10 protein-coding genes are annotated in these 14,290 nt (G+C 38.7%); 4 read left to right on the forward strand and 6 right to left on the reverse strand.

Annotation, left to right across the window (positions count from 1 at the left end; all coding sequences use genetic code 11):
* Positions 1 to 73: 73 nt before the first annotated feature.
* Both FKV42_RS00100 and FKV42_RS00105 read left to right on the forward strand, forming a co-directional pair.
* On the forward strand, positions 74 to 1,381 hold the full coding sequence (locus FKV42_RS00100; RefSeq protein ID WP_154808215.1) for an APC family permease: 1,308 nt from the start codon (positions 74 to 76) through the stop codon (positions 1,379 to 1,381).
* A complete protein-coding gene (locus FKV42_RS00105; RefSeq protein WP_154808216.1) occupies positions 1,378 to 2,682 on the forward strand; it encodes an APC family permease in 1,305 nt (434 codons plus the stop codon). Before FKV42_RS00100 ends, FKV42_RS00105 begins: the two co-directional genes overlap by 4 nt.
* Before the next feature lie 2 nt (positions 2,683 to 2,684).
* On the opposite strand, the gene FKV42_RS00110 is transcribed toward FKV42_RS00105, so the two are convergent.
* From FKV42_RS00110 to FKV42_RS00120, 3 genes are all read right to left on the reverse strand, one after another.
* Positions 2,685 to 5,000: a PAS domain-containing protein gene (locus FKV42_RS00110; RefSeq protein ID WP_154808217.1), complete on the reverse strand. Its 2,316-nt coding sequence runs from the start codon at positions 4,998 to 5,000 to the stop codon at positions 2,685 to 2,687.
* A gap of 213 nt (positions 5,001 to 5,213) precedes the next feature.
* Entirely contained in the window at positions 5,214 to 7,430 is a 2,217-nt protein-coding gene (locus FKV42_RS00115) for a sensor histidine kinase (protein WP_154808218.1), read from the reverse strand.
* Positions 7,431 to 7,678: 248 nt separating this feature from the next.
* A complete protein-coding gene (locus FKV42_RS00120) occupies positions 7,679 to 8,965 on the reverse strand; it encodes a M1 family aminopeptidase (RefSeq protein WP_154808219.1) in 1,287 nt (428 codons plus the stop codon).
* A gap of 270 nt (positions 8,966 to 9,235) precedes the next feature.
* Between FKV42_RS00120 and FKV42_RS00125 the strand changes: the two genes are divergently transcribed.
* A complete protein-coding gene (locus FKV42_RS00125; RefSeq protein WP_154808220.1) occupies positions 9,236 to 10,537 on the forward strand; it encodes a phenylacetate--CoA ligase family protein in 1,302 nt (433 codons plus the stop codon).
* A 38-nt stretch (positions 10,538 to 10,575) separates the two neighbouring features.
* Positions 10,576 to 11,424, forward strand: coding sequence for a methanogenesis marker 8 protein (locus tag FKV42_RS00130; RefSeq protein ID WP_154808221.1), 849 nt, complete (start codon positions 10,576 to 10,578; stop codon positions 11,422 to 11,424).
* A 64-nt stretch (positions 11,425 to 11,488) separates the two neighbouring features.
* Here FKV42_RS00130 and FKV42_RS00135 read toward each other — a convergent pair whose 3' ends face one another.
* The 3 genes from FKV42_RS00135 to FKV42_RS00145 form a co-directional block, all read right to left on the reverse strand.
* Positions 11,489 to 11,896 carry a PaaI family thioesterase gene (locus tag FKV42_RS00135; RefSeq protein ID WP_154808283.1) on the reverse strand — a complete coding sequence of 136 codons (408 nt, stop codon included), beginning with the start codon at positions 11,894 to 11,896 and terminating at the stop codon, positions 11,489 to 11,491.
* Between the two features lie 510 nt (positions 11,897 to 12,406).
* On the reverse strand, positions 12,407 to 12,808 hold the full coding sequence (locus tag FKV42_RS00140) for a Mov34/MPN/PAD-1 family protein (protein WP_154808222.1): 402 nt from the start codon (positions 12,806 to 12,808) through the stop codon (positions 12,407 to 12,409).
* 50 nt (positions 12,809 to 12,858) lie between these two features.
* The gene (locus FKV42_RS00145; RefSeq protein WP_154808223.1) at positions 12,859 to 14,286 is read right to left on the reverse strand and encodes a TIGR00297 family protein; all 1,428 of its coding nucleotides are present in this window, start codon (positions 14,284 to 14,286) and stop codon (positions 12,859 to 12,861) included.
* Positions 14,287 to 14,290 lie beyond the last annotated feature (4 nt).

The raw sequence follows: 14,290 nt of genomic DNA on the forward strand, positions 1-14,290 counted from the left end.
GTTTATCGAAGTTCTCTATAATATTTAAGGGACTAACTTTTATAACAAGCCGCCAAGAAAACAGTGATTATTGATGGCCGAAAGCAAATCAATGGGACTGTGGTCAGCCACATCAATTGGTGTTGGTGCCATGGTAGGTGCAGGAATATTCTCAATATTCGGAACAGCAACCCAGATATCCGGTAATGCAGTCTACATATCTTTCATAATTGCCGGTGCGATAGCACTGTTAAGCACGTATTCTTATGCAAAACTCGGAGTAAGATATCCATCAGCAGGTGGTCCGGTTGAATTTCTAATTCACGGGTTTGGTGACGGCCTACTCACCGGTGCTTTGAATCTGTTGTTGTGGACCGGCTACATCTTTGCACTGGCATTATATGCAAAAGGATTTGCTCTTTATGCACTGACATTAGTGCCAGTTGATTCGACAGGTATCTGGACAAATGTTTTTGCCACAGCAATAATACTTATTTTTACAGCTATCAATTTCATCGGTGCAAAAGCTGTAGGAAAATCAGAACTTATAATAGTATCAATAAAAGTAGGTATTCTCCTGCTTTTTGCAGTCTCCGGTCTCTTTTTCATAGAACCTTCAAATCTTTCTGTTGCAGAATTTCCAGCAACTTCAAATATCCTTTTTGGAGCTGGCATAGTATTTCTTGCATATCAGGGGTTCGGGCTCATAACCAATGCAGCAGAAGACATGATCGATCCCCAAAAAACTCTTCCACGGGCGTTGTACCTGAGTGTCATCATTGTGATCTGTATTTATGTTCTTGTAAGTATCACGGTTCTTGGAAATCTATCCATTTCTACAATATCAACAGCTAAAGACTATGCTCTGGCTGCTGCTGCACAACCTTTCCTGGGTAATTCTGGATTTACGATTATGGCAATAGCAGCTCTTTTTTCAACATCATCAGCTATCAATGCATCACTTTATGGTGGCGCCAACATAAGTTATCTTATTGCAAAAGAAGGTGAGTTGCCTGCATTTTTTGAAAGGAAAGTATGGAATAGGAGTACAGAAGGACTTTTCATCACATCAGGTCTTGTAATCTTATGTATCAACCTTCTAAATCTGGAAGGTATCAGTATGATTGCAAGCGCATCTCTGCTTGTAATATATGTTGCAGTAAATGCTTCTCATCTGAATTTGGTCGCTGAAACAGGTGCAAAGCGCTATCTCATATGGTCATCTCTTCTTAGTAGCATAGTGTTTTTTGGGATACTTGTGTATTATGAAATATTGAATTCAATAACAACACTGACTGTTTTTGCATTTATCCTTGCATTATGTTTTATAGTCGAATGGGCTTACAGAAACTATTCGAGCAGAATACTAAAAACAAGAATCAATGGTGATAAGCAGTTATGACCGACGTTTCTTCAGCAAAAAATATAGGATTCCTTTCCGCAGTTTCAATAGGAGTCGGTGGCATGGTTGGCGGGGGCATCTTCGCGGTTCTCGGACTTGCTGTTGAGCTTGGAGAGGGCGGAACACCTATTGCCTTTATTCTTGCAGGGCTGGTAGCCTTGATAACGTCTTACTCATATGCAAAACTCTCGGTTCGATATCCATCTGAAGGTGGGACTGTAGAATTTCTTAATCAGGCATTTGGTTCAGGTATGATAACAGGTGGACTTAATGTACTGCTATGGATCAGCTATGTTGTAATGCTGTCACTTTACGCTTATGCTTTTGGTAGCTATGGCTCAACATTTTTCCCGGATTCCATGCAGTCTGTTTCACGACATGTTCTAATTAGTGGAATTGTAGTATTGATGACCGCTATCAATATCATTGGTTCTAAAGTGGTAGGAAAATCGGAAGAATGGATCGTAGCATTTAAAGTTGCTATTCTTGCCATTTTTATAGGGGGCGGACTTTGGAGTATAAGATCACAACCTGTTCATGTAACTATAGGTTCAGATCCACTCCAACTTGTTGCAGGCGGTATGATAATCTTCCTGGCATACGAAGGATTCGAACTCATAGCTAATACTGCAAACGACATAAAAAATCCCGAAAAGACACTTCCTCGTGCCTATTACACCGCGGTTCTTTTTGTAATCCTGCTCTATGTTCTGATAGCATACGTGACCGTTTCAAGTGTTTCAACCGATACCATTGTCCAGGCACAGGACTATGCTCTTGCAGTTGCTGCCGAACCTTTCCTTGGAAGTTTTGGTTTCAATCTCATTGCTGTTGCAGCTCTTTTATCAACAACTTCTGCCATCAATGCTACATTATATGGTGCATCACGTGTGAGCTATATCATTGCAAAAGATGGTGAACTGCCGGAAATATTAGAGACGAAAATATGGAACCGGCCTGTTGAAGGTTTGCTATTGACTTCTTTTATGACCTTATTTGTGTCAAATCTATTTAACCTGTCCAGTATTTCAATAATGGGTAGTGCAGGTTTTCTTCTGATATTTACGGCAGTGAATGCTGCAAATGTTCGTCTTCATAAGCGAACTAAAAGTAAAAAATGGATTTCAATAACAGGAATAATCGCATGTGTTATAGCGTTACTGGCATTAATCTGGTATATACTGATAAATTCTCCTGCACATATCTATGTACTAATAGTCATGGTATTCCTTGCGTTTGCAGTTGAATACGCTTATAGAAAATATACTGGCAGGGAAATAAAGAAGATTCATTTCTTCTGACTTTAATTTACATTTTGTATATCAAAACTGATGTTTTCATATTCTGGTTCAAAAGGAATCGTAAAAACAAAATTGCTTCCTTCACCTGGGTTACTTTGCACACTAATACTGCCTCCATGCATTTCTATGAATTTCTTTGCAATGGACAGTCCAAGCCCGGTTCCTTCAAGTTCATGATTCAGGTAAGGTTTTATTTGCTTAAAAGGCTGGAAAAGCTTATCCATATCAGCCATGGAGATGCCAATGCCTGTATCCTGTATGCTAACATAAATTGAACTGTCATCTATTCCCGCTTCGATTGTAACTTTTCCATTTTCCGGTGTGAATTTTATTGCATTGCTTGCAAGGTTATAGATTATTTCCTTGAGTTTTGTCCTGTCAGCAATTATCATTTCTGGTAATGACTCATATTTAAAGTCAAGTTCCACTTTCTTTTTCATAGCCTGTGGTGTTACTGACATTTTTACTTCATTGATGCTTTCTAAAAGGTAAAAATGGTCATAATTTAGTTCCATTCTTCCAGCTTCTATCTTTGCCAGGTCCAGAATATCATTGATCACATTTAGGAGATGCTTTCCACTTTTAAATATATAGTCAATATATTCGGCTTGTGTTTCATTAATTGGTCCAAAATCCTCTCCTTTTAATATCTCTGAAAAACCAATAATCGAGTTGAGAGGCGTTCTTAGTTCATGGCTCATGGTTGCCAGGAATTCATTTTTGGTCTGACTTGCTTCTTCAGCAGTGATCTTTGCTTTCAACAGTTCATCTGCGTATCTTTTCTTTTCAGTTCTATCTCTACATACGCAAAACACAAGTTTCTTTCCGCTATATGCCATCAGGTTCGAATTTATTTCGATGTCAAGGATAGTTCCATCTTTACATCTCTGTTTTGTCTCAAATAATACTCCACTAAAATCAGAATAGTGGCTCATATTGAGCAGCTGATCTTTGTCATAATTAGCATCCCAGTCCCATACATGCATATTCTGAATTTCCTCTACGGTATATCCAAGCATTTCTGCAAAAGCGGGATTTGTTTCAAATACATTTCCATCCATATCCAGTATGACCATTCCATCCCTTGACTGCTCCATGAGAAGACGATGCCAATGAACTTCCTCTGAAAGTGCATTCTCTGATTTCAGTCGCTCTGAAATATCTTTGACGATGGCACAATTATATTCTTTCTCGCCGTCGACCATATAATTAACAGTAACTTCAACAGGCAGTAGGGTTTTTTCTTTTGTTATCTGCATGGAATTGAATGTGATACTCTTTTTTTCTTTAACCTGTTTCTTGTGCTCATTCCACATTTCTATTGTATAAGTGGGGTCAAGATCTGCTACTGACATGGTCAGCAGTTCTTCTTTAGAATAACCTGACATGCTGCAGGCAGCTTTATTGACAAAGAAAAACTCTCCATTTGTCTTTGTCCAGAATACAGCATCACTAAAATTCTCCAGTGAAAATGAGACTAGCTTCATTTCCTTTTCAACTTTTTTACGCTCTGTAATATCTCTACATATACTCAGAATTAGTTTCTGATATGAAAAATCAATAAAATCAGAATTAATTTCAATATCTATATAGGTACCATCTTTTCGGTATTGACGTGTTTCAAAAGGCCCTCCTTTATATTCATCAGTGCTAAGCATCGTCAACAGTTCTTCTTTTGAATTGTCTTTTGCCCAGTCCCATATGTGCAATGTATGCATTTCATCCAGTGAGTAACCAAGCATTTCAGCAAAAGCAGGATTTGATTTGAAAACTTTTCCTTCCATATCAAGGATAACGATGCCATCCCTTGATTCTTTCATAAGGTTGCGACGCCAGTTAACTTCATCTGCCAGGGCCTTTTCAGCTTTTTTCTGTTCGGTTACATCTCGAACGACTATGTAGTGCACGTCTCTTTGTTCAGGAAGTGGAGCACTTCTGTAAATTTTCACATCACGAACTTCACCGTTTGCAAGCCGGTGTTTTGAAAAAAAGTAATTTTTATCTCCGGCAATCTTGCATTCAAAGGAAAGGTCATTTTCTCTTCCTTTCCTTAATTCCATAATGTATACATCTATATCACTAATATCAGTTGCTTTTAGTTCTTCCAATTTCCATCCATAAAATTCAGAAGCAGCATGATTTGCATCAAGGATCTTGCAATTACTCTGGTCAATTAACATTACGACGGCTTTTTCATTCCTGAATAGGTCATGGTAAATTTCTTTATTTTTTAGAAAATAGTCTATCAACGTCTCTTCATTGTACAGGAGAGTAAAATCATCTCCTGCCTCCTCCCACTGATTTCCTTTTTTTTCCATAGGAATACCTACTCTATTCAAAAGTCCGATGTACCACCTGTAAAGACAAGATCATTTAAAATACCAATATTTTCAAAAGTGCTCCCTATCTTAACTGACGCAATCAACCCTGTAAATATTACTATTAAACCACTGTTATTTATAGATGAATGATTTGATTCGCAAGTTTACTTTCCCACTCATAGTGAAAACACAGAATATGAGCTAAAAATCTTAAAAAGCTTTTTTCAGTGTGACCCAGAAGGTACTGCCTTTTCCTTCAAGGTTATCATTAACACCATATGCTCCACCATGCAATTCGATTATACGTTTTACAATTGCAAGTCCAAGTCCCGTTCCTTTAATTCCACTTTTATCTACACGCTGGAATCTATTGAACAGCAATGTTTTATCTGAATCCGGAATTCCTGCACCACGATCAGTAACATCCACCTTCCACATGTTTGCTTCTTCACTGAAAGTTACGTCAATAATACTGTTCACAGGGCTATATTTAATGGCATTTGATAATAGATTCGCAAAAATTTCTTCTATAACAGGGTTTGCAACTGCAGGACAGTGAGTTTCCCCGTAGACATTCACAGTCTGCTGACTTGCTTCGATTTGCTCTCTGAAGCCATCTATAATCATTTTAAACACAGGTACAAGGTCAATGACTTCAAAGTCGATGTCCTCCTGTTTCTGGAGTTTTGCAAGAGTGGTGGCAGTTTCAAGCATTTCTATAAGCCTGTCATTATTGCTTTTTACTTTAAGTGCCAGTTTCCTTGCTTTTTCATCACTTATTGTATCAAGCAGTTCCTCTGCATAACCTTTGATAACACTTGCAGGTGTGAGCAGGTCATGGCGTATAATATCTGTGAAAAGGTCTTTGAGGTCATTTGACTGCTTAAGCTCACATGCATATCTTTTAAGTCTCTCCTCTGCTTTTTTCCTCTCTGTTATGTTCCTGGCTACAGAGAGGATTGCCTGTTCACCTTCATACTCTACCAGCCTGGAATTGATTTCCAGAGGAAGCAAGGTTCCATCGGAAAGTACAAAAGTAATCTCAAAGATGACGCTCTCTTCCCTGATTATACGTTCAGAATAACTGTTCATCAATTGTTTCATTTCAGGTTTCACGATATCCATAGGTGACATTTCAAGCATCTGCTCTTTTGTGTAGCCCGTAGAAGATATCATGGTTTTGTTAACGTCAATGAAATTACCGTATGGTCTGCATATATAAATGAGATCATCTACCTGGTTGAATATGGTCTTAAGATTCTTTTCGGACTCAACCAGCATAGCTTCCATTCTTCTGCTCTCTGTTATGTCCTCTCCTGAACTAATAACACCTATACGTCTTCCATTCTCATCTTCCACCGGCACATCATGCCAGAATATCAGCCTTTCTTCTCCTTCCTTTGTTATTATAACATTTTCAAAATAATCAGGAGGGTCAAGTTCGTGGTCAAGTACCTTGATGAAATTACTTCTGGTTATCTCCCTTACACTTTCAGGAAGGAAATAATCAAACCAGTTCTTTCCAATTATATCCTTTTTATCATATCCAAGGACTTCAGCTCCTTTGTTATTAACAAAGATCACATTAAGATCTGTATTTACTATTCCTATGATGGAACCAGCAACATCAAGGTAGTTGTACAGTTTGTCCCGTTCTCTTTTTAGAAGTTCTTCTGTTCGCTTTCTTTCAGATATATCTTTACCCACACAGATGAATAATCCTTTTTCATCATTCATAGGTTTGCAGGTTATGCTCATGGGGATATTTTCTTCATTTCTGCACAGGTGTTCACATTCAAAGGTGAAACTTCCGTATTCTGCTGCTTTTTCTATTATGGGCAAAAGCTCCTTACTACCTACAGCACATTGTTCCATAAGCTCAGATAGATTCATTTTGTGAAGTTCATCGGATGACAGTCCTGTGCAGTTCTGGAAATTTGTATTAAAATCAACTATATTGGTTTTTGAATCAATTACAAAGATATAATCATCAAGTTTGTTATAACAGTCCTGTATTTCTTTTTTAATTGACTTGAGTTGTGCAATCTCTTCTCTTTTTTCAACAGCAAGCGTAACAACCCTCGTGAGCATATCAAGCTGTTTTTTATATTCTTCGATCCTGCTACTATTATCTTCTACTTCGGGATTAAGTCCTTTAAGATTAATTTCTATAAAACCCTCATTCTTTCCGTTAATTACTATTTCATTAACAAGGGTCACATCAGGATCAGTGCAATACAAATTCTGGTATTCTTTTCCAAGTAATCCTATCTTTATGGAAACCGGTTTAGATTCTTCAAAAAAAGTTGGTATTCTATCTGTAAGCAACTTGAGAGATTTCTCTATGGACGGTTCGTTCAATAAAGTGCCAAAGACATCCGTAACGTCATTATTAACGTTTTCATTCCTTTTCAAGTATCCATTCATCTCTCATTTTCCCCTATGAGCAAATAAATGGCAGGTGCATTCACTAAATGAATACGATAGCAAATCTCCACACTAACCTAATTATTCTACGCTTCTTTAATTTATAAATATATCTACTAAAAGTATTTTTATAATTATATCTGAATCTATTTAGAATTTATTATGTTGTCTACAATGAATTTCAAATTTCATACAAAATTAGTAACTGTAATACTCTATTAAAAAAATACATAATCCTGTGGAGTTCTTTAGTTATACAGGTAGGCTTCAACAAATTCGGTGTCTGTGGAAGAAACAGACTCGATGATTTCAAGGAAGTCGGTATTGTCAATTCCATCCGAATTTTCTATAAATTCCTTGTTTGCCTGCTGAAGTGCCTCTACACCTATAGTCTCATATAAGGTGTATGTCAGAGAGAATGCTTTCTTATATCCGTAGTCAACACGCTCTTCAGTGTTGCTGTTGAGGGTTTCCGGTGTACTCCAGTCAGAAAGTGGGAAGTCATACTCATCATAGAGGTCTTCATACTTTTTGAGAAAACGGTCACGTCTTGACTCGGCATCTTTTGGTTCCAGTTCACTGAGAATTATGTATGTATACAGGTCCGCATAACCTTCGTCCATCCACAACTGGTCAAAGTTGCAGGCACGTGTCCAGTAGTGTGAAAGTTCATGAACAAGTATTCCATGGTTGGATGTGTAAAGCAGCCAGATTCCATTCTTTCCCTGGTTATATCCGCCGTAACCGCCGGTCTCTGTCAGGTTTGCCTGTGTGATAGTAATATTGTACTCGGGAGGATATGCAAATCCCCATTTTTCTTCAAGCAGCTCAAGGCTTTCAATGGTAGTTTCCATGATATCCTGTGCCCACTGCTCTTCACCTTCCCAGTACCGGACCTCTATGTCAACATCACGTTCTGTAAGGTGAGCTGTATCTTTTAATGTGAGGCGTGGTGAAGCTCTTACAGAGTTTACTGTACATACCTCATCCCAACTTTGTCCTTCTTCAAAAATGTAAATACTGGAATATAGTTTCTCTTCTACTCTGTAATCATCTCTGCTAAGATGGGTTTCAAATTCTTCAGGTACTTCAAGGGTTACTTTAACGTTGTCACCATATTCGTTCAATGAGAATACCGCTGTGTTTTCATTTACTTCTATTTCATAATTAACATGGAATGTATAGCTATCCTCATACCATACCTTGTTGTTGAAGTAAAAGACATAATATCCTTCCTCTGATTTGCTGAAAGCCATGCTGTTCTCTTCATCAAAGACTTTAATGTTGAGTGCTCCGTCAGGAAGATAGGAGTTGTAGTTGGAGTAGTAGCCTCTCCAGTACTTCGTGTCAGGATTTTTGTTGTGAAATGTTATCTCCTTTGATACTTTTACTATTCCCTCATCAGGAACAAGTTCATAATTTGAGTCGATATCAGTGAAGATGGCATCGCTTGCTGCTGAACTTATGTTAATAGTAAACAGGAGAAGAAGAATTATGGTTCCTGCAAGTATCTGACGTTTTTCAGGATATCTCATCACTATCTAAGTGAAGGACTGCATGTACACGGTTTAAACCGTTATGGCATCATAATTCAAATCATGTTCATGAAAAAAATATATTTGTACAAATATCTATAATAATTCAGTCAAAATTATAAAATTATGTGCAAAAACTCTTCATATCATGTATGTGGATGTACAAGCATCTGTAGCTGATTATTGGATAGGTTCCTGTTACCATGTGCCATAATAGCAAACCATTTAAAGATGTACTCCTATGAGAGGATATTTTGCGGAGATGTTTCAATGAGATACTGGCAGCCAAAATATGAAACTATGAAAAAAGACGAACGTGCAGAACTGCAACTGAAACGCTTGAAAAAGACGGCTGCTGCAGTCTACAATAACGTTCCTTTCTACAGGGAGAAGTTCAAGCAACTTGGTATAACTCCTGATGACATAAAGTCACTTGATGATATCAGCAAACTACCAACCACAAGAAAGACAGATCTAAGGGACAATTATCCATTTGGTCTTTTTGCAGTACCTAGAGAGGAAATAGTAAGGATTCATGCATCCTCCGGTACAAGCGGAAAACCAACAGTTGTTGGTTATACAAAGAATGATATCGAGAACTGGTCTGATCTCATGGCACGAAACCTCACCATGGCGGGTCTTGACAGTAGTGATGTTTTCCAGAATGCAGTGAACTATGGACTTTTCACAGGTGGTCTTGGTTTCCATTATGGTGCTGAAAGAATGGGTGCCATGACCGTGCCAAGTGGAACTGGAAATACTGCCAGGCAGCTTGAGATGATGATGGATTTCGGTGTAACTGCAATTCATTGTACTCCTTCTTATGCGCTTTACCTGGCAGAAACTGCTAAGGAATTGGACATCGTAGACAAGCTTTCCTTGAAAGTAGGCTGTTTTGGAGCTGAACCATGGTCATCCAATACAAGAAAACAGCTTGAGAACTCTTTGAACATCAAAGCATACGACTCCTATGGTCTTTCAGAACTCATGGGACCTGGAGTTGCTTTTGAATGTGAGGAGCAGGATGGTCTTCATATATGGAACGACCATTTCTATGTTGAGGTTCTTGATGAGAACGGTGAACAGGTAGCAGAAGGTGAGAAAGGAGAACTTGTACTCACATCCCTGACAAAGGAAGCACTTCCAATTATCAGATACAGAACCGGTGACATTACACGTCTTCTTGAAAGTGAATGTTCATGTGGTCGTACGACACCTCGTATTTCAAGGCTTCTTGGAAGGGCAGACGATATGCTCATTGTAAGAGGTATCAATGTATTCCCATCACAGATAGAGGATGTTATTGTGGACATTCCTGAGGTTACAGAGCATTTCCAGGTGCTTCTTGACAGGAATATAAAGATGCTGGATGAAATTACTGTCAGGGTGGAACTTGAGGAAAATGCATTCACAGGTGAGCTAAAGGACCTTGCAGCTGTCCGAAAGCATGTGGAGAATGAACTCAAGAGCGTGCTCAACATCAGGACCAATGTTGATCTTGTTGAGAAAGGTTCTATCCCAAGAACTGCAGGAAAGTCACAGAAAGTCATTGACAGAAGAAACGTCATCTAATTGTTTTCAGCACTTATATCATAATATCAGGTGAAAATATGCCACATGTCATGGAAATTCTTGGAAAGGCCAGGGTTGTTGTAGAGAATGGAGAGGTTATTGAAGTTGGAAATCCTTTGATCGGTTGGTGTCCGATTTTTGACAAAGCCCGTGGCATAAAAGAGTTTACAAAAGAAGAGATCAGGAAAAATATGGAGTTCCGTATAAAGGATTTTGGTCTCTTCACAAACAAACGTCAACTTGATATGGATATTTTCGTAGGTTTTGGTGCATCAGAGACAATGATGACAGGTCTTAACAGTGGTATGCTGGATACAACTGTTACTGCATGTGATGGTGCAGGAACTGTGATTTCCAACAATCCGAATCTCGTTCAGGGAATGGGTGCACGTATCTCAGGTCTTGTTGAAACAGAACCAATTGATGAGACGATCAATGGAATTAATGAACGTGGTGGAATTGTTCTTGACCCTTCAACTGCCAGAATTGACCCTGTTGCAGGAGTCAGGAAAGCAGCCCAGCTTGGTTATAAAAAAATAGCTGTTACAGTTGTTTTCCCGGAAACAGCAAAAGAGCTACGTGAGGTTGAAAAAGAACTTGGCCTTGAACTTGTGATTATAGGTGCACATGTCACAGGTATCAATAAGCAGACTGCACAGGATCTGCTTGATTCTGTAGACATTGTGACAAGCTGTGCTTCAAAACATATACGTGAACTTGTAAAGCCATTGGTTCAGGTTGGCAGTGCAGTTCCTCTTTTTGGACTTACACAGCGAGGAAAGGAGTTGCTTCTGGAAAGGGCAAAGAAAGTAGATTCCCCTCTGTTTGTCAGTTCTGCAAAGCTTCCATCATTGCCTGAAGAAAAACAGCCAAGAGAACTGGTTTGATCAACCAGCTTTCTTTTTGATTTAATTAATTTTTAGTCACTTGAACATTTTACTTTTTCATATTCTATTTTTCTGGAATATCAAGCTTATTTTTCTTTCTGTATGTCATTCCATTAAATATTGCAACAATGTCTCCCTTGTCATCAGTTATGTTAACAACATAGGTTGATATTTTAGGGTTGATTGATGTTTCCTTTGCTTCTGCATAAAGAATTCCTTCGACGGCGGCTTTTACAAAGGATATGTCTGCATTGATAGCAACAGCAACTGTTCCATAGGAATTTGAAGCGGCGGCAAACGCCATATCTGCAAGTGTGAAAATAGCTCCTCCATGTACAGTGCCCAAAATGTTATGATGCTTTTTTTCAATCTTCATCTCGGCCTTAGCATAGCCTTCTGAGACTTCAGTTAGTTTCATGCCAGAATTTGATGCGAAACATTCCTGAGAAAAATATCTCTGGATATCATCCATATTTTCCATATAATTCCTCATTATAGTGTGTGTCCTCCAGTTTGTTTTCCTGATACTTATACTGGTTGCATTAGTTGCTTGTGATTTCGGTAATTGTTCGCAACACTGCATGTTGAATGATTAATCGTGATAAATACGGGCAAACTATATATACTAATAAAATCTACTTTATCATGATAAAACATGACAGAATATTACGTTAACCACAATTCATACAGTTTTGGAACACTGTTCCTTTCACTGATGGTCGCTCTTATAACATACTACTCATTTCTCAGCTACCACGGTGTAGTTTAATTTGTACCACAAAGAAGGGTTGGATCTATCTGGGGTTAGTGTAGAAAAGAGTGCAAATGGTTGCTGCGATCCATTTGCTCTTTTCCCTTCGAATACAAGTGTAAAATTATTAAAATAGTATTGTTGTTTTGTGTAATCGTTTTCTATACTTAAAAACCACTATTGAGTATATCCTCATATCAGTGGTTGGCTGATTATACTTTAAGATTTTATTCAGAGAATTTCATCATCCTCTATCTCAACATCAAGCACTTCCAGTCTGATTTCTTCCCCGCTGCCGTTAAAGCATTTCCAGTTATCCGGGCCAAAAGGATGGCCGACTATTATATGATGGTTCCCTGTTTTACTGAACAACCTGAGATCAGCCTTTGAAGGTCTTATAATAGAACTGGGATGGCTGTGTACGGAACCAACAGCAGAAATATTTGGCATCATGAAGAGCTTGAGTACTGCATTTATTTCACTGGACTCTGTTCCTGGCAGAATTAAAACATCTGTGATGATACCGTCTTTTGTTTCTAACAGGCCGGCAAATTCATTCGGATAAGTCGACTTGCTGACCTCCATAATAAAATCCAGAGTATCTCTGGCAATTCCCTTTATTGCTTCACTCATCTATTTATTCTACACATGGAGGAGATATAAATTTATTGAGAACAGGATTCTTAGCTGATGAGTAAATAGATTATTCCTGAAACAACAGCTCCTGCAAAAGTTGCAACAAAATTGACACCACTGTTTGAGAGCATTCCACGCTTCTGAAGTGTTGCACCAAGAAGACTGTCGATATTTGTACCGAGGAATCCTCCGGCAGTTGTAATGGCTATTGCCATTGGTGCATTCTCCACCCTTCCAAAAAGAACTGGAAGCAGACCAATTACCATGGAACCGAGAAGAGCTGCTACTTCACCAAGTATGGTCACTGCTCCATCAACACCAGCTCTTGTTGGTTTTAATGTGGTTATCATTATTGGCTGCGAATGTGCGGTTGTTCCTATCTCACTTGCCAGGGTATCGCCGGTTGCAGTAGCCACAGTACCAAGGTATGCAAATATTATCAGGTCTGCATGCTGGGGATATATTCCATAGCATATTGCAAGAATAAGAGCCGCCATGCTGTTGCTGAATACATTCTCATAACTTCTTACACCACCCTTGGACTGTGCAAGTCCTATGGATTCCTTGTATCTGTATTTGTACTTGGTAAAGGCTCCTCCAAGTATGAAGAATGTCAATAGGAGAACAAACCAGAACAGTTCACTGAATACAATTATCAGAACTCCCAGAAGAGCAGCGCTGAAAAGGGCTGAAAGGTCAGCTATTTTTGTTCTGTATGCAAGATAACCTAATACAAGTGAGAAAATCAGTGCAAAGAACATTTGCTGTGGTGGAACAGAGTATCCGAAAGAGCTGAAAAGCCACATTGTCATTCCTGAACCAAGTGGAACGGACAGGTTGTTATCAATGTTAGATGGAATTGATTCAAAAAGTGCTCCTGTTACGGAACCTATTACCGCAAGGAAGAAGAGCATATTTAGGTCAATGGTAATATCCTGCCAGTGCATAAGCCAGAGTCCGGCTAAACAGGCTGTCAATATGCCTACACCCAGAAGTACGATGCTGGAGGGTAGTAAACAGCGTTCAGTTTCTCCCGGATTTAATTTGCAACGTAGGACTTGCAGTTGCTTGCGATGTCGTATGAAGTTTGCAGAACTTGTTCCAAAAGTGGATATTGCAATTGCACTGGCTATAACAGATAATGGAAGTCTGTAAGGTGTAAATTCCAGTAATGCACTTATCAGCATCAGGATAAATACGGATATGGCAAGGTTCTTTGCGCTTTTAAGTCCTTCATTTATTTTATCCGTGAGCATTTCCCTTGAGCCAGGAAGTGGCTTCTTGTAGAGATAACGGTTAAGAGGCCAGTCTTCAGGAAGAAATGTAAGTGCAAATATCATAAGAAAACTGAGGACCAGCAATATCTCAGGTCCTATAAAGGGAAACAGTAGTATCAGGAAGCCAAAAGCAGCATGAAGTAGTTGCCTTCTGTATTCATGTTCCATGTTCTCAAATATATTCGGAATGCCTGCCATATCG

It is taken from the genome of Methanolobus vulcani, from assembly GCF_006546655.1.
Lineage (GTDB): Archaea > Halobacteriota > Methanosarcinia > Methanosarcinales > Methanosarcinaceae > Methanolobus > Methanolobus vulcani_A.